This is a genomic window from Erythrobacter sp. S259 (assembly GCF_057364965.1).
In genome coordinates this window covers 3,222,293-3,238,959 of record NZ_CP200286.1, presented here as the reverse complement: position 1 = coordinate 3,238,959, position 16,667 = coordinate 3,222,293, and the positions used below count along the sequence as shown (strand labels likewise).

Sequence of the window (16,667 nt, the reverse complement as noted above, 5' to 3'; positions counted from 1 at the left end):
ATGAGCGCACTTGACGATAAGATTAACGAGCATTTCGCAGGTTATGTGGTCCGCAAAGACCTGGTGAAAGCGGTCAAGGGCAACGCAATCGTCCCAACCTATGTCCTTGAGTATCTGCTCGGCCAATACTGTGCGACTGACGATGAAGCCTCGATCGATAGTGGGATCGATACGGTCAAAGATATACTTAAGAAGCACTACGTTCACAGAAGTGAAGCGGGCTTGATCCAATCAACGATCAAGGAAAAAGGACGTTACAAGGTCATCGACCAGATAAGCGTCTCTTTGAACGAAAAGACAGACAGCTACGAAGCGACCTTCGACAATCTGGGCATTAAGAAGGTCGCTGTAGACAGCAATACAGTCAAAGCGCATCCCAAGCTGCTGGTGACCGGCGTATGGTGCATTGCTGATGTCCAATACGAGTTTTCAGAGGACACGCGGATTTCGCCGTGGGTGATTGAGACCATCAAACCCATCCAGATCGCAAAGGTCGATTACGAGGGCTACAAGCAAGCGCGAGCGCAATTTTCCAAAGACGAGTGGATCGACCTCCTTATGCAGTCGATAGGATTCAATCCTGAAGCCTTCGGTCGTCGAAGCAAGCTCCTGCAACTCATGCGGCTGATCCCCTTTGTCGAGCGCAACTATAACATCATTGAACTCGGTCCAAAGGGAACGGGCAAGTCCCACATCTACTCAGAATTCTCTCCGCATGGGCAGCTGATATCCGGCGGGGAAGTTACCATCCCAAAATTGTTCGTGAATAACGCGAACGGACGGATCGGCTTGGTAGGCTACTGGGATGTCGTGGCCTTCGATGAATTCGCTGGGCGTGAAAAGACCGCGAACAAAGCCTTGGTCGACATCATGAAGAACTACATGGCGAACAAGACCTTCTCGCGCGGGATCAATCCCATGGGAGCCGAAGCAAGTTTCGCTTTCGTGGGGAACACAGACCACAATGTGCCATTCATGCTTAAGAACAGCGACCTGTTCGAAGCTCTTCCCCCTCAGTTCCATGACTCGGCCTTTATCGACCGCCTTCACGCCTATCTTCCCGGATGGGAGATCGACGTAATTCGCAGTGAAATGTTCACCGCTGGATACGGTTTCATCGTCGACTATCTCGCCGAGATCCTTCGCCATTTGCGCCAGGAAGACTTCTCCAACCGGCCTGACCTGCATTTCAAGATCAGTGAGAAGATCTCTACCCGTGACCGTGATGCCGTCTACAAAACCATGTCTGGCTTTTTGAAAGTCATTTTCCCCGCCGGGGGCGAAACAGCCGAAGATGTTGAAGAGCTATTGCAGCTCGCGCTTGAGGGTCGGAAGCGCGTAAAAGACCAACTGTTCCGCATCGATGCGACCTATCCAGAGGTCGATTTCTCTTACACCGGCTCAGACGGTGAAAAGCGTCGCGTGCAGACCGTTGAAGAACAAGAGTTCCCACAATTCTACTATCTGAAACCGGCCTTGGACCCCAAGCAGCAGGATGACGCTGGCGATGCTGTCGAAAATGATGGGACCGATAGCCGACCTGAACCAGCTCAGACGCCAGTTCCCAAACGACCTGCGAAGCCGGTTGCCGAAGAGGGCCATCACGTCTTTGCCGAAAACCGGAAGGGCATCAGCTACAATAAACTGTTCGGGCCCTATCTGGAGGGAGCGTCCCGGATCATCGTGACGGACCCTTACATTCGCTATTTCTACCAGATCAAAAACATGATGGAATTTGTCGAAATGGTCATTCAGCGCAAAGCGCTCGAAGACCAGGTGGCCATCCATCTCGTCACGGGGCCTGACGATGACAACGTGCAAAAGCAGCGCGAGTTGCTCGATAGCATTACAGAGGCATGCACCGGCACGGGCGTTGACTTCACTTGGGCATTTGACAGTTCAGGTACTGGCCACTCTAGAGATATCATCACTGACACGGGCTGGAAAATCGTTCTCGATCGAGGCCTCGATATCTTCCAAGCGCCGATGAAGCGGGACGGGTTTAGCCTTGGCGACCGTTTACAAGAGCACCGCATGTTGAAGAACTTCTATGTGACTTATGTACGGGAAGCCTAAAGCGGAGGTACATTAAAACCTCACGATCCATGCCTCTATTTCGACCTTGATGGATATTTTCCCAAAACTTCTCCAAGTCTTCCCAAATGCCTGTCTTAACGCGTAATTATGCGTAGACTTTGAGAGGAGAAAGAAATTGCTTATTCGGCTGAGATCTCTGCTTCAGGCAGGACATTCGTGAAAATCCAGAATGATCAGCTTCGCTTCAGTGCGACCGATTTGGTTGGCTACCTCAATTGTCGGCACCTGAGTGGTCTTGAACACGCCGTTGCCAAGGGTGAGCTGGCGAAACCAAAATACTACGACCCTCTGCTCGAAGCTTTGTGGGAACGCGGGGCCAAACATGAGCAGGACTATGTCGAGCACCTGGCATCCCTCGGGCTGCACGTCGTGCATATCGACGGTGTTGAAATTACGGATGGCGCTGTTGCAGCGACACACGAGGCCATGCGCGCGGGCGTTGACGTCATCGTGCAGGGCGCTCTGCGTTCGGGCGCATGGGTCGGTCGCGCCGATATTCTCCGGAAGGTCGATACGCCGAGCGACTTCGGCGGTTGGTCCTATGAAGCTGTCGACACCAAGCTCGCCCGCGAAACCAAAGGCGGGACAGTCCTCCAGCTTTGCCTCTATTCTGAGCTCATCGGCGAGGTTCAAGGCCGTACGCCAGAGTTTGCGTACGTCGTTCCACCCTGGACCGATTTTGAGCCAGAGCGCTATCGCGTCTCCGATTACGGGGCATACTACCGTCAGGTTAAGGGAGGAATGGCGGCCACTTTTACTTCCGGTGAGTCGCAGGAAACATACCCGGACCCGGCCGCGCATTGCGATATTTGCGTCTGGAACACGCGTTGTGACAAGCAGCGCCGCGACGACGACCATCTTTGCCTCGTGGCAGGCATTTCGAGCCTGCAGATGTCTGAACTCAAAGAGCAAGGAATTGAGACAGTCAGTCAGCTTGCTGAAATGCCTTTGCCCTTGCAGTGGAAACCAGAACGCGGCTCAGTTGAGGGCTTTACGCGCGTTCGCGAGCAGGCCCGTGTCCAGCTTGAAAGCCGCCTTGCAGGAGAACTCAAGTTTGAGCTCCTTGCATCAGTCCCTGGATTTGGTTTGGCCTGCCTGCCTGAACCTGATGCAGGAGATATCTTTCTGGACTTCGAAGGAGACTCGTTCGTTGGCGAGCACGGTCTAGAGTATCTGCATGGCTTCCATTACTTCGAAAATGGTGAAGCAAGATATCAAGGGTTATGGGCCCTTGATATTGAAGCGGAGAAAACTGCCTTTGAGACCTTCATCGATTTTGTGATCGAACGGCTCGAGACTTATCCAAATCTCCATATCTATCATTACGGCGGATACGAGCCAGGAGCGCTCAAGCGGCTTATGGGCCGTTATGCCACTCGCGAAGATGAGCTTGACAGGCTGCTGCGCGGCAAGGTTCTTGTCGACCTGCTCAGCGTGGTACGACATGCTGTTCGTGCCGGTGTCGAAAGCTACTCAATTAAGAAGCTAGAGCCCCTGTTCGGCTATGTGCGGGACGCCAAGCTGCCCGATGTGAACCAAGCTCTGACGCGGCTTCAGCTGTGCCTCGAAGCGAACGATCCCACTGGGATCGAGGCCGAGGATCGCGCTACCGTCGAGGCTTACAACCGCGATGACTGCGTTGCGACGCGATACTTGCGCGATTGGCTGGAGGTGCAGCGGCAGAAATTGGTCGAACAGGGAGCCGACATTGCGCGTCCGGAGTTCGCCGATGGCGCACCAAGCGAAAACCTCTCCGAATGGCTCGAGCTGATCACGCCGTTGATCGAGCAACTTACCGATGGAGTGCCAGTCGATCCGGCCGATCGATCAGCCGAGGAGCATGGTCGCTGGCTGTTGGCCAACCTGATCGAGTGGCATCGCCGCGAGGAGAAGGCAGGCTGGTGGGAATACTTCCGCCTGTGCGATCTTTCTGCCGAAGATCTACTGGATGAACGCGCGGGCCTCTCGGGTCTCCAGTACATCGAGACAGTTGGTGGAACGGCAAAATGTCCGGTCGACCGCTACAGCTTTCCAGCTCAGGAAGCCGACATACGCCCGGGCAAGGGAATTAAGGTCCAGTGGCGGCCAATCGGTCGGTTCTGTCGAGGACATTTCCCGCAGCCACCGGACTGTCGACATCAAGAAGACCTCCGCCATGGCGAGCGAGCATCCCAAAGCGATCTTCGTCCACGAGCATGTTTCATCGAAGCCCATGCAGGAATCGCTGGTGCGGTTGGCGCGCTATGTCTGTGAGCACGGCATGTTCGACGGCGCTGCCTACCGGCCTGCCCGTGACATGCTCATGCGCGTAGGTCCGCAAGTTGGAGGTGATGCGCCCATCAGGATGGACGACGAAACGCCGCTGGCCGCCGGTGTGCGGATTGCGCCGCTAGTTGCGTCAGGAGTGTTGCCGATCCAGGGGCCACCCGGAACCGGCAAGACGCACACTGGCGGGCATATGATCTGCGAGTTGGTGAAGCAAGGCAAGAAGGTAGGCATCGTCGCCAACGGTCATGATGTCATCCGCAACCTTCTCGACAAGGTCATCGAGGTTGCCGAGGAAACCTCCATACCGCTTGCGTGCATTCAAAAGCCGAAAGGGGGTTCAAAGGAAGAAGCGACCGACCGCCTTCGCTTTGCCAAGAAAAGTAACGGTGAGGTCTTCGCCGCTTTGCATGGCGATTGCCAGGTTGCAGGCGGGACGGCGTGGCTGTGGTCCACCGAAGACGCGTTTGAATGTCCTGACGTTCTTTTCGTCGATGAGGCCGCGCAGATGTCCCTCGCAAATGTGCTCGCGGTCTCACAGGCAGCCAAAACGCTGGTGTTGCTCGGTGATCCTCAGCAACTCGATCAACCAATGCAGGGAAGCCATCCGGACGGCACAGGATGCTCGGCTCTCGACCATCTCTTGTCGGGGAAACAGACGATAGCATCTGACGAAGGACTGTTCCTCGACGTCACCTGGCGGCTACATCCCGACATTTCCGGATACACGTCAGAGCTCTTCTATGAGGGAAAGCTTGAATCGAAGCAGGAGACGGCGGGTCAACGCGTCAATGCCAGCGGCATTGCCGGGGGCACGGGACTCCGCTTCTTGCCCGTCGAGCACAAAGGCAATCAGAACTGTTCTCCGGCGGAGGCCGACGTTATCGCAGCCTTGGTAGACGATATTCTCAAGCAAGGAGCGACCTGGGTTGACCGAAATGGGGACGAGCGTCCTATCGGAAGTGACGACATCCTGATCATCGCTCCGTACAATGCGCAGGTCTTCGAAATTCAGAAGCGCCTGCCGCAGGCGCGGGTTGGGACCGTCGACAAGTTTCAGGGGCAGGAAGCGCCGATTTCTATCTACTCGCTCGCCAGCTCTTCGCATGCAGACGCTCCGCGAGGGATGGAGTTTCTCTACAGTCTCAATCGCCTCAACGTTGCGACATCCCGCGCGAAGTGCGTGACGATCCTAGTTGGCTCTCCGCAAGTTTTCGAAGCCGAGTGCCGCACGCCGAGACAAATGCAACTTGCAAATGCCTTTTGTCGCTACCTCGAGAGAGCGCAATGAGCAGGCCTGCAGGTTCACGCCCAAGATGCGCTGGCGTTCGTGAGTTGCTGGTTGAGCTGGGCATAGTGTTTTAGGAGAAGCTCTGTCTCTTCGCGATCAATGCCTAGAGCAGCATCCAGTTTGCCGACAAATTCGAGTTCGGCCTCTTGATCGAGCCGCGGCCAAGATTGGGTTGCTTTCCAGATCGCGATTGCACTTTTCGTCACGAACCCTGCCAAAGCCGCCTGCTTGTGGTCAGCAACTGCCATCACTGAACGCGCTAGCGCCCATCGCGTGATCGCCACCAAGGCAAAACAGTCGAAGGGCAGTTCTGTCTGATGCTGGCCGATCAAAATCCGTGACAGCAAAGCGGCTTCCGATTTGCTGCCCTGCCACAGGCGTTGGAGAATTCGTCCAACACGGACCACAAACGCGCGCTCGCGATCGTGTTGCTTAGGCTCTAGGTCCAGTGCGAACAGCTGGTCTCGCTGTTCGCCTTCTTTGACTTGGAGTGGGCGACGGCACGCCTCGACCATCAGTCGCAGAATGAAGCAGACTTCCGCAGTGAGCTTGCGAGGCGGAGGAGTTTCCTCGGCAGCCAACCGCGCAATGTAGGCTTCGAAGCAATCGACCGCTTTCAGGATGTCGAGGCTTTGCCTTTCGGCCTCATCACGTCGGTACGTACGCGGTTCTCGAGGCGGCGGGTCCCCGTTATCGCCAGCTCCTCGATCGCCGAACTGCTCCGAATTATTATCTCCGTCGCTTCCATCGGCTCCATCGCCGCCGTCGGGCACCTCGTCGCGATAGAGGTCATCCTCCTCCTCATCCGCCTGGCCGATGCCACGAAGAATGATCCTTAGGAGATTGACTGCATCGGGGTCGTCGAAATTGAGCCGACTGCTATCGCCCTTGGACGGTGCGCTGGCCGACATTGCCTCTCGGAAGGCTTCAGGACTCTCGTAGTCGAAGACGACGTGGTCGTCGCCGTCCTCTGTTCCCTTGCCATGGGCGCGGCCAATGGATCTGACCGCTTTTGCCGCCTTTCGGCGGCTCTCGGGTGTTTCGGAGAAGATGATCGCGGCGAGGCTGGCAAGTTCGAGAAAGTCGCCACCCTCGAGTTCCACTTTCGCAAACGCCGAGCGCAACCGCTTGTCTCCCAAACCGGGTGCAGCGTGGGTCAAACTGACCGTATCGTTCACGATAACGGCGCTGGTGAGCGTTCCGTTGTTCAGCCGGATCCGTGCGATCAGCGGAAACCGAGGTTTTGCCGGCAAATCGAGTGAATAGTTGCCACTGCGGACGCCCGAGAATGCAAACTCGCCTTCGGGGATCACAAGTACCGCGCCCTCCGGATCGGTAATTCGTTTCGATGGCACCCAGCGCAAGCTGCTTCCCGCCGCTTCGATCGTGCCAAGAGGTAGCGGTGCGCCGGCTTTCGCTTCAACAAGTTCCTTTGTCGGCTCCATCAAGTCGGAAGGGTCTATCGTCGATGACAGATCGAGGCCCAACAGCTTAAGTGCGGAACCCGACGGAAGACGGCGATAGACTGAACACTCAGCGTTGCGCGCTGCAAGGTCAGTAAGGCCCAATGCGTCGTCGGAACAGTTGGCACTCCCGTAGACAATATGGTCCCAATCCTCCGTCTGGATCACAAAGACCTTGGCATGGATGAACCGCGCGCCATCATTGCCATCGAAAACCCCGGTAAAACTGACTTGTGGAATGCGATGGAGTTGATCGACGGGGAACTCGGGGCTGTGGGCACTGAGAGCAATGATTGCCTTCTCAGGCTTCAAAGCTTCGATAAGGCCAAGCAGGCCATCGAGTTTTGCGTCCCAATAGGGCGAGAGCACGACGAGCTGGGTCACAGCTGCTTCCCCGACCAGTTCGACTACTCGGCTAAGGATACCAGGTCCGCCACTGGCGTCCTCGCACAGCAGATCGATCAGTGTGCCATCATTAAGTTCGACCGGCCCTTCATTTGCTTCAGTCTCGAACAACCACGCGGCATCGCGTTCGATGAGGTCGAGTTTGCGCTTGACCGTTTCGAGACCCGCTTGCTGAAGCCACTTTGAGAGATAATCGAAAGCCTTGCGGATCAACTGACGATTGGCGTTCTCCTCACCATCGTCGCGCTTGCGCCACCACTCGAATTGGCCGACGATCTCGCGATTCCTGCCCCAGCCCGCTGCGGTCGCGTTGGCAGATCCAACAATGACGCAGCCAGCATCACTGCCCAGTCGAACGCTGATTTTGGGATGGAATGCGCCAGGCACTGAAATTGGCAACAAGGCATAGGCCGTGCCGGCACGGCCAAACGATTCTGGCGTCTCGGATATGGCCCGCTGGAGCATATTGGCATCGGCCATCAATATGTTGTTGTCGCTTCCGTAGACGCGCAGCCGATGATGCAGCGAGCCATCGTAGAATGCCGCGTCCACCGAGTAGGTTGTAACGATCGAGGTGTGGAAGCCGGTGCGCGCGAGATCTTTAAAGAGGCTGATGCTGTTCAAGGAACGCCTCCCCATCGCTCGTCACGCCATCGTCGCTGAGATACCCTGCATCTCTCAGAACACGGGTCAAATTGAACAACCGCGGCGTCGTGTAGCCGTACTCGCCCAGCAAGCCCTCACTGAGCAGGCCGTCTTCGACAAGAAAGTGATACGTGAAGGTTCCTGCCGTCGAGAGCTTACGGCCAGCAATGATCTGATGGTCGATAACAACGTGCTTCAGCATTACGGCGGCCAAGGCGTCACCGGCTGTTAGGCTCTGAGCCAGATCCAGGGTCCGCAGAATACCATCGAGCGAGCGACCGTCGGGGCCCGCCATTCGCGCGATGATTGGCCGGACAGCTTCGTCACCTTTCGCCCATCGTGCCCAAAGCACAGCGAGCAGCTTGAATGCGCTCAACATGGTTTCTTCTGCCGGCCGCACGCCATTACCCAGGTCTTGGAGTATGGGCTCGATCAACCTCAGTTCATCAGCTTCAGAGTCTGCCGCCAATGAACCGGCCCATTGCGACCAGCTTTGGTTGCTTGCCGGAAGTGAACTTGCGATCACCTTCCTGATCAGGTCCTTTGGCCCGATTCCAGAAGGATGATCTTCTCGTTGCAAGCCGGTCAGCGCGTTCAACGCACCAGCCATTGCAACCTGCCCCAACTCGTTGGCCTGGTATGCACGCCAGCGATCAAGCGTTTCGGCAGACTGATTGTACACCTCGCCATTGGGCAATCGTCGGGCATAAAATACTTCTCGAAGTGCGTCGATGTCGCCGGGGGCGTTACCCTTGCGAATGAGGTCGAGAACAAGCCAGATCGTCGATCGCCGCGACACGGCGTCCTTCGTCGTATCGTGCGTGCCGATCAGGAACTCCCGAAGGACGGACTGCTCTTGAGACCCTGACGGAATTTTGGCCGGGTGGATTGCGGCTCCGATATCCTGAAGCTGCTTGGCGGTTGCTGTGCCGGCAAGCAGGACGGCTTCGATGTCGTCGGCTACCTGTCCAATTGAGTGGGCAAATGCGGAAGCCACTGTTTCACCGCGCCCGTTTGTCACGGGCACCGATGAGCGGGTCAGCCACTCCATCTCGACCAGGGTTGGAGCATAGGCAACGCCATAGTTGCCGCGCGATGCTTGCAGGTAGGTTTGAGGCGACGTCGTCTCGTCGGTGTAGGGGCGGAAATCTATGCCTTTGATTGCTGCCTCAGAACGATGCTGGCTTGCCCAATTCGAACCACCCAGTGCCGTCGCTGCCTTGCTGATCGTCCACGAGGGTGGCGAGAGCATAGAGGGCCTCGCCGCGACGCATGAGGTTGGCAAATTTTGCTGGATCATCGGAGTGGTGGAGCTTCGTATACAAGCTGACCAGCCACGGGAAATATGCGTAGTATCTCAGTCTGTTGGTAATGTTGGTGATGTTCGGGACCAGAGACTGATAGATCCTGATGCTGGTAGCTTGAAGCCCAAGGGGGTCGAGGCCCATCGTCCAACTGCCCGTCTTGGTCCACAGCGGATCACCGTCGGTTTTCTTTGCTTCAGCCCCCACATGTTGCTCCCACTCAGGACTTAGCCCTGATTGCGTTGACAAGCTGGTCCAGAGTCGCCCGGTGTGTGATTATTCTATCGATTGCCCAGCAAACGGGTTGAAGAGCCTCATCGAATTCCTCGTCAGCGAATGCTTCTGACAGCTTGTCTTTCTCAATTGAAATGAGAGCTGCAAGTTCGCCCTTCTTTGGGTCGCACAAAAAACCGCCTTCAACTAGCTTATCAATGACCTCGGTTTCTGTACGAAGCAGTGTTTTCCAGTCGCGCTGACCAAGTGCGTTGGTTTTTAGGCGGAGACGAATTCCTGCTCCTGCAAAGCCGCAGAAGGCACCAATCCAAGTCTCCGCTTCCTCCCCATCGAGACAATCTGTTTCCTCGAATTCGACGTAAAGGTCGTAATTGTCATACTCGTCATTTGCAGTTCGCCATTCACTCGGCGCAAGCCAGATTCCTTCGTTTAGATCTCGATTGACTTCGCCTTCCCAATCCACAGCCCGCCTTCGATAATCCACTAGATCGGCGACAGCGTTTCCGAGTGCCTGACTCATCGTTCCTCTCGCGATGCGCAGGGCTGCTTCCAATTCGTTGATGTGCTCAACTATCAATCTACCAACAGAAGTTTCGGTCATGACTTCCAAACCTTAGAAAACGTGAACGTGATCGCCAAAACTGACGATGAGCCGCTCCGCAAATGAGCACTGTTTCGACCTACTTGGGACTGATGCTCTGGCGGCTCGCGTGATTTCCCTCCAGGTTATGGAAGGTGTAGCTGAGTTCGGTTGTGCGAACGGAGCAAGGAGGAAAACATGAGGCTGTTTGCCTGTCATTGACGCCCGGCGAGCAATCGCTGCTGAGTATCTCTCAAGCTGCTGGTGCCCGAGCATTGCGTCGATCTTTACCTCGATACCTACAAGATGATTTTGGGACTCGATGACTAGGTCCACCCGATCAGAGATATCTCCGATCGGGCTGAATTCGGTTTCTATGCGGTAGTCCTCAGCGAGCTCCTCGCTCCATTCTTCGCTCGGCAATGCAGCATTCAGAACATTTGCCAAGAAGCGCCTTGAAGCGGCTCCGCCAAACTCAGTAAGCCATATTCCAGCGAGAGCAGCAGCGTTTCTGACTTCGTCGCGCTTGAGTCCTGCAATCGACCATGGATTGACAAATCCACCCTCGTCTCTCGCTTGAGAAAGCCCGGTTCGGAGTTCCTCAAATGCACTCCCAAGGTTTTTGAGGTGGTAAGTCTGCTTCGGAGCACGAGGCAGCCCGCCGCGCACCAAAGGGCGCAAAGCCAGAAAGGCTTCTTGCAGTCTTGCGACTTCCGGAAGCCTGATCTGACGATGCTGTGTCATCGCATTCTTCTGCCTGCAAAGTTGGCCGAAGTCGATTTCGTCTCAATGATTTTCATGAAATTCGGTCCTGCTATCGAATGCTTGAACGAAAACCGCGGATCGCCCGCTGCACAATTTCATTAGGCACTCCCGCTGCATTGCAGTGCTTCTCCCAGTTGCCTATGGCCACTTTGATTTCCTCGATCATGGCCTTGATCTCGCCTGTTTTTAGGTCAGCGAACTTTCCGAAAGTTAGTAGGTCCTCGAGTTCGAAGTCATCGGTCTTCCCAGCTAGTGACATCTGGTGTTCGTTGGTCCAGTCGCCGTCAGGATTATAGGCATAAACCACATCGTAGGCAGGCGAGAGACTCCAACGGCCAGCCCGGTCCATAAGGAAGGCGATGTTCTTGGTGTGATCGTCCTGGTTGCGGATGAAAATGTTGAAGAACGCTCGTCGCACCTGCTCCTTGATCACTTCGCGTCCGAGACCGAGCATGCGGATGGTCTCGATCGCCTGCTCATAGCTGTAGGCCCGGGCCTGATTGAAATCGAAATGACGCATCGCACAGAGCGATTGCATGTGCAGCTTCTTGCCATCAGGCGTGCGGTCGAAGCGCTGAGTCATGAAATGTGCCCGCCCGCCTTCTTCGTGCAGGCGTGAGCGAGCCATGTCGATACCGGCCTCCCTCGCTAGCAAATAACATGCATATTCAAGTCGCCCGAAGCCCATGGGGTCGGCGAGTTCCTTGTCGGCATTGCCCGATACGCCATCGAATTTGACGAGCCATTGGGTATAGCCTGGGCCTGCCGTCAGCTGGCCAGAGTGGAATTCTCCCGTCTCTTCGTTCCAGGCGAGAACCGCTTTTGCGCGCGCGCCACCGGCGGAGGTACCGACACGCAGGATTTCCTGGAGAGCATGATGATCATCATCGCCGTTGAGGACGCCAGATAGCTCTTCTCTCGCGGCGAGCACTCGGTTGGCCAGGTCGACAAGCGGCGCAATGTCAACGGGGCCGCCTTGTTCGCGTCGTTCTCCCGTCGAAGGCTCGAACTCAAGCGCGCCCATGCCTCTGCGACCGGTATAGCAGAGCCGTTCAACCGGATCGAAGCTGTCAGTTGTTCGGCCCTGTTCAGCGAGCCATCGGTTGATGAGGGCGTTGCCGAACTTATCGGGTAGACTGTCAGCGAGCATTCCCGGCAGACCCTTGAAGGTCTCATAGTTCAGTGCAGGAAAGTCATAAACTCCGCTTCGCAGCGGCATAGTGAGCGGGGCGACCTCGATACCGCTGCGGGCGAACTCCGGAGTGTATTCAAAAACCCCGACATCGCGGTCCTCATCCCACAGAATTGCGCCGATCTGCCGGCCCCACAGGTTTACAACGGCGCGGCTCATGGGGCTTCGTCATCCCAACTCCAGTCTTCATTTGGCTCGCTTGCCGAAGACTTCCGCACTCGCTGCCGCGCTCTGCCCGTGTCCGATCGCGGGTCGAGTGGGCTTAGTTTTGCATCGGGCACGATATCCAGAAGGCGATCTTCGATATCGAGCGCGCGCATGATCCTGGCAAGGCTATCGATGGTCCCGCCATTGCCTGATTCCAAGCGGGAAAGTGTTGAACGCGAGATGCCCGCTAACTCTGCAACCTCGGCCTGTTTGAGATTGCGTGATATACGATAGGCTTCGAGCTGCTGCCCCAAATCGGACAGCAGCACCGAGAGCGGACGCAAGTCTGATGAATTGTAATGCGTCATTATCGAGACGTTACCTCAGAAATGGAGCTTTGTGTAGCGATTTTGCATCTTTACATAGTGGCTTATAATGTGTCAATATCGATGCGTAATCGTGATAAAAGCATTTAATGCGCTAATATCGATACGTTATAGCTGAATTAAGGAGTGCCGGTATGCCCGATGAGAAAAATCAGAAGGATAAGGACTGGGATGGCTTCCGGGAGATCGACCGCGCTATCGCTGAAGATCGCCTGACATCTTACACCTGGAAGAAGATTTGGGCAGATCCCTGGGAACGCAGAGGTATATATCTCTTTGCAGTATTATTCATCGCATTCGCAATATACGTCGTGATCTACGACGGACTGATCTAGGCCCTGTTGACAAACTGGATTCACAAGCGCGGCGAGATGTGATTCAAGATAGCTTTTGCGGAGGTTATCTTGGCGCGGTTGCTGATGGAGGATGCCGAGTGGGCGTTCTTTGAACCCTTTTTGATGGCGGTGCGTGGGCAAGGCGGTCGGCCTGCCTCGAACCATCGGCTTGTTCTCGATGGGATATTCTGGATTGCCCGCACGGGTGCTGCCTGGCGCGATTTGCCTGAAGAGTTCGGCAAGTGGTCGAGCGTCTATCGCCAGTTCCGTCGATGGACCTTGGCTGGGCTGTGGGAGCTGGTGCTCGATGCCCTCAACGATAGCGGCGCAGCGCCAGACAGCGTCCAGATGATCGACAGCACCGTGATCCGCGCGCACCATTTGGCAGCGGGCGCAAAAGGGGGACTCAAAGACAGGGTTTTGGCCGTTCAAAAGGTGGCTTCACGTCCAAAATCCACCTCATTACCAACGCTCACGGCCTCCCTGTCCGGGCGGAAGTGACCGGCGGTGAAGTCTCCGACTTCAAGGGCTTCGACGTTTTGGTCGATGATGATCTGCCAACCGCGCGCGTGTTCTTGGCCGACCGGGGCTATGACAGCGACCACATCCGCAACACGATCAACGAGCGCGGCGGAACAGCCGTGATCCCGGCCAAGACCAATCGCAAAGAACCCATCCCGCACGACACCGTCACTTACGCCCTCAGAAACCGCATCGAGAGATGCTTCGCCAAGCTCAAATGCTCTCGCCGCCTCGCAACCCGATACGACAAAACATCAGCAAGCTATCTCGGCTTCATACACATCGCCGCTGCGCGCCTCTGGACCAATCAGTTTGTCAACAGGGCCTAGCTACCATTCCTTCACATCATCGGCTGCTTCGGCCGATGCTCCTCGCGCGTCTCGCGTGGTTCGATCAAGTGATCCTCTTCGTTGTTCGATGCTTCGAGAGCCCTCGTTTTGCCTCTGACTGACCTCGCGCGCGATTTCATCTCTGCCATCTGACGGATCTCCGAGCGAGCTTGGAACGCCGCCAAGCCGAACCGAACCGCGCACACTGCTTGCGCTTCCCACGTTGGGCCGGGCCACTGGCGCTGCATCAGGCAAGACAAGTTCGCTCGCGATCTCCTCATTGAGCCCGTCAGCGTAGCTTTCAACAAACCGCGCTTGCAGCTGCTGTCCCTGCGCGCTCATCTGGAAATCGATATCATCAAAACGCGCCTGGCCGTAATAATCGCGATTGGCCTCGATCTCCGCCATGCCCCATTCGCGGTAGGCCTGGCTCAGATTTAAGGTTCCCGCGGCATTGGAACTTTCATACCAGCTGGCCTGGCTCTCAAGCCGATTGGCAATCTCTTCCGCGCGGCGCGCTTCGAGCGTATAACTTTGGGCTTCAGTGAGTGAAGTTGTGACGCCCGCTGCACTACTCGAGACAAGCGCTTCTGAGCTCGAACTGGTCTCACGCAAGAAACCTTCTCTCGAACTTGACCAATTCTGACTCTCAGAAATCTGGCTGAGCGCACTTTCGATACGCGAACGATCTTCAGAAGCGATGCCGATATCACTGTCGGTCCAGCTCTGATTGCGACCGCCACTTAAACCGAGTGAGCCACGTGTGCCTTTTCGTTCTACTCTTCCCTCGGCCCCTGCGTTTCCATTCAGGAACCATGAGACCGTGATGTCATCTGATGCCCGGCGCGACAGACCGAACTGCTGCTGCAGTGTGTTGGACGCATTGTCGAGCTCGCTGAAGGTTCGGCCGATGCTGTCATTGGTTGACGTTCCGCTGACCGTCTCATTAGACCGCGACCGAGTGTAGGCATCGCGAAGCTCGCTGAAGCGCGTGACCGCTGAGCTTGTCGATTGCTGTGCTAGATTGGAGAAGGTTTGGCTTTGGCTGCGGCTCTCGCTGGCCATGGTCGACAATCGGCTCGAGAAATCCTGCCCGAGCGTGGGAGTAAACGGATAGCTCGAATTCGGGACTGCTGCGAACTCGCCATCGGGAAAGCTGGTCGTCTGCGTCCCTGTGTCGCTGATGCTGCGCGTTTGGGTCGCACCATAGGCGACATTGGGTGCGAGGTTCCCTTGAGCGAACTGCCGCGAGAACACGTTTGAATTGTCGATATTCGAGTTGCCCAGAGAGACATTGCCGGTGCTCGCGTCGCGTGCCGCTTCCTCTGCTGCGTTCTGGCTTGGGTTTAGATAGCTCGTTGCTTGCCCTGAGATCGCCAGCGCGCCGCGCGCCACGCCGCCGGCAAGAAACGGGATTGAGGCCACAAGATAACCAGCGAGAATGCCGATATCGCTGTTGACGTCGCTCATTCCGGCAAAGGTCGCAAGACTGAGACCTGAATTTCCACTGGCAGCTGCGACATCGCCAGCACCCTTGAACATCAGGATCATATGCAGGATCACGAAGAGCGGCCCCCACGCGGCGAGATAGAAGAAGCCCGTGACGTAACCTCTGAGCGCAATCGGACCTGTCTTGGGCATCAGGAACAGCGGGAAGAGCACCGGAAAAAGGGCGTAGAACACCACGGTCAGTACGACATTGAGGATAGGGACCCATTTCATGGCGTTATGCGCAATCGAGGAATAGGTGCGCTCTGTCTGGATATCGGCTCTGGTCTGCGCAAACACATCCACACTGCTCGTCCCGCTCGATCCGGCAAAGCCATGCATTGCCTGGTTCATCGCGTTTATGGTCAACACCTGGCGAAAGATGTCGCTCGCGCTGCGAGAGATGCCGGTGAGATATTGGTAAGCGACTGGAAGGTCCGCCATCAATTTGGCCTTGGCAAACGCTTCGCTCTGGCGCGGATAGAGCTGGCGTCCTGCCAGCAGCGTCATCTCGTCGATCATGTTCGCCCATTGACCCGAAAGTGCGGTGTAGGCTTCGCGGCAGGTGATAATCGAAGCGGTGACGCTGTCGTCGACTTGTCGGGTGAGGAATTGCTGCGCTCGTGCCGCGCTCCCCGGGGCAATGCTCGCCCAGATGTCGTCGCTCTCGGAGAGCTCCTTCATCGAGTAGCGGCCGAGCAATAGGTCATAGAACACGCATTGCTGCACGTGTTCGTCGAAATTGGTGGCGAACTCAGGATCGGCGATGCGCAGCGATTTTGTCGCCTCAAAGAGGCGCGCGCCGTAAATCATGCCGTTCTTGGAATAGTTGAGATCGTCGGGCAGGCCAAAGACGAGCTCGGCCGAGCGGGTCAGATAATCGCCCGCCTGACTGGTGAAACTCGCCATCAGGGCGAGCCCGAGCGGAACATTGGCGACAGTTGCCGGTGCCAGGCTGGGATTGACGCGGTCGGTCACCTGCACGTCCATCCGCGGAACCATCAGGCACATATAGATGAGCGTCGCGCCGAGGAACCAATTGAGCCATGCGCGCCAGTCCTGGTTAAACGCCACCACGATGACGGCCAGTGCCATGCCCATTACGAGCGCGACCTGGATCAGGCTCTTGTAGCCGCCAGCGCCGGTCCATGCGGCGACAGCGTTGAGGACATTGACGATGTATTCGCCGCCGCCAATCGTGAAGATCTCGACCATTCCG

Annotated in this window: 13 protein-coding genes; 5 read left to right on the top strand and 8 right to left on the bottom strand. The window is 56.3% G+C overall.

Annotated features, from left to right (window positions below):
• The 3 genes from brxL (at window position 1) to AC0V60_RS15315 (ending at window position 5,653) form a co-directional block, all read left to right on the top strand.
• The gene (gene brxL, locus AC0V60_RS15325) at window positions 1-2,076 is read left to right on the top strand and encodes a BREX system Lon protease-like protein BrxL (RefSeq protein WP_486179290.1); all 2,076 of its coding nucleotides are present in this window, start codon (window positions 1-3) and stop codon (window positions 2,074-2,076) included.
• Between the two features lie 177 nt (window positions 2,077-2,253).
• A complete protein-coding gene (locus tag AC0V60_RS15320; RefSeq protein ID WP_486179289.1) occupies window positions 2,254-4,350 on the top strand; it encodes a TM0106 family RecB-like putative nuclease in 2,097 nt (698 codons plus the stop codon).
• A gap of 91 nt (window positions 4,351-4,441) precedes the next feature.
• A complete protein-coding gene (locus AC0V60_RS15315; RefSeq protein ID WP_486179288.1) occupies window positions 4,442-5,653 on the top strand; it encodes a DEAD/DEAH box helicase in 1,212 nt (403 codons plus the stop codon).
• Window positions 5,654-5,667: 14 nt separating this feature from the next.
• Here the strand turns inward: AC0V60_RS15315 and AC0V60_RS15310 are convergent, their stop codons facing one another.
• From AC0V60_RS15310 to AC0V60_RS15280, 7 genes are all read right to left on the bottom strand, one after another.
• Window positions 5,668-8,145 carry a phospholipase D-like domain-containing protein gene (locus AC0V60_RS15310; protein WP_486179287.1) on the bottom strand — a complete coding sequence of 826 codons (2,478 nt, stop codon included), beginning with the start codon at window positions 8,143-8,145 and terminating at the stop codon, window positions 5,668-5,670.
• Complete coding sequence (locus AC0V60_RS15305) at window positions 8,123-9,418, bottom strand: hypothetical protein (RefSeq protein ID WP_486179286.1); 1,296 nt, start codon at window positions 9,416-9,418, stop codon at window positions 8,123-8,125. Before AC0V60_RS15305 ends, AC0V60_RS15310 begins: the two co-directional genes overlap by 23 nt.
• Window positions 9,336-9,677: a hypothetical protein gene (locus AC0V60_RS15300; RefSeq protein ID WP_486179285.1), complete on the bottom strand. Its 342-nt coding sequence runs from the start codon at window positions 9,675-9,677 to the stop codon at window positions 9,336-9,338. The genes AC0V60_RS15305 and AC0V60_RS15300 overlap by 83 nt, the downstream gene beginning before the upstream one ends.
• Before the next feature lie 13 nt (window positions 9,678-9,690).
• On the bottom strand, window positions 9,691-10,305 hold the full coding sequence (locus tag AC0V60_RS15295; protein ID WP_486179284.1) for a hypothetical protein: 615 nt from the start codon (window positions 10,303-10,305) through the stop codon (window positions 9,691-9,693).
• A gap of 12 nt (window positions 10,306-10,317) precedes the next feature.
• Window positions 10,318-11,028 (bottom strand): PD-(D/E)XK nuclease family protein, encoded by a 711-nt coding sequence (locus AC0V60_RS15290; RefSeq protein WP_486179283.1) that lies wholly within the window; start codon window positions 11,026-11,028, stop codon window positions 10,318-10,320.
• A 70-nt stretch (window positions 11,029-11,098) separates the two neighbouring features.
• A complete protein-coding gene (locus AC0V60_RS15285; protein ID WP_486179282.1) occupies window positions 11,099-12,400 on the bottom strand; it encodes a type II toxin-antitoxin system HipA family toxin in 1,302 nt (433 codons plus the stop codon).
• Entirely contained in the window at window positions 12,397-12,756 is a 360-nt protein-coding gene (locus AC0V60_RS15280; RefSeq protein ID WP_486179281.1) for a helix-turn-helix domain-containing protein, read from the bottom strand. Before AC0V60_RS15280 ends, AC0V60_RS15285 begins: the two co-directional genes overlap by 4 nt.
• 152 nt (window positions 12,757-12,908) lie before the next feature.
• On the opposite strand from AC0V60_RS15280, the gene AC0V60_RS15275 reads away from it, so the two are divergent.
• Together AC0V60_RS15275 and AC0V60_RS15270 are read left to right on the top strand one after the other, a co-directional pair.
• Window positions 12,909-13,109 (top strand): hypothetical protein, encoded by a 201-nt coding sequence (locus AC0V60_RS15275; RefSeq protein ID WP_486179280.1) that lies wholly within the window; start codon window positions 12,909-12,911, stop codon window positions 13,107-13,109.
• 84 nt (window positions 13,110-13,193) lie between these two features.
• Window positions 13,194-13,960, top strand: a protein-coding gene (locus AC0V60_RS15270; RefSeq protein ID WP_486179515.1) for an IS5 family transposase whose coding sequence is annotated in 2 segments (ribosomal slippage) — window positions 13,194-13,515 and window positions 13,515-13,960 — 768 coding nt in all. Because the reading frame shifts where the segments join, the coding sequence is not laid out codon by codon here.
• Here the strand turns inward: AC0V60_RS15270 and AC0V60_RS15265 are convergent.
• Window positions 13,961-16,663: a conjugal transfer protein TraG N-terminal domain-containing protein gene (locus AC0V60_RS15265; protein ID WP_486179279.1), complete on the bottom strand. Its 2,703-nt coding sequence runs from the start codon at window positions 16,661-16,663 to the stop codon at window positions 13,961-13,963.
• Between the last annotated feature and the right edge of the window lie 4 nt (window positions 16,664-16,667).

What these genes read in the sequence shown, in the direction of transcription:
- brxL (WP_486179290.1), top strand. Translation starts at nt 1, where the DNA reads ATGAGCGCACTTGACGATAAGATTAACGAGCATTTCGCAGGTTATGTG.
- AC0V60_RS15315 (WP_486179288.1), top strand. Translation starts at nt 4,442, where the DNA reads ATGGACGACGAAACGCCGCTGGCCGCCGGTGTGCGGATTGCGCCGCTA.
- AC0V60_RS15305 (WP_486179286.1), bottom strand. Translation starts at nt 9,418, where the DNA reads ATGCTCTCGCCACCCTCGTGGACGATCAGCAAGGCAGCGACGGCACTG.
- AC0V60_RS15295 (WP_486179284.1), bottom strand. Translation starts at nt 10,305, where the DNA reads ATGACCGAAACTTCTGTTGGTAGATTGATAGTTGAGCACATCAACGAA.
- AC0V60_RS15290 (WP_486179283.1), bottom strand. Translation starts at nt 11,028, where the DNA reads ATGACACAGCATCGTCAGATCAGGCTTCCGGAAGTCGCAAGACTGCAA.
- AC0V60_RS15285 (WP_486179282.1), bottom strand. Translation starts at nt 12,400, where the DNA reads ATGAGCCGCGCCGTTGTAAACCTGTGGGGCCGGCAGATCGGCGCAATT.
- AC0V60_RS15280 (WP_486179281.1), bottom strand. Translation starts at nt 12,756, where the DNA reads ATGACGCATTACAATTCATCAGACTTGCGTCCGCTCTCGGTGCTGCTG.
- AC0V60_RS15275 (WP_486179280.1), top strand. Translation starts at nt 12,909, where the DNA reads ATGCCCGATGAGAAAAATCAGAAGGATAAGGACTGGGATGGCTTCCGG.
- AC0V60_RS15265 (WP_486179279.1), bottom strand. Translation starts at nt 16,663, where the DNA reads ATGGTCGAGATCTTCACGATTGGCGGCGGCGAATACATCGTCAATGTC.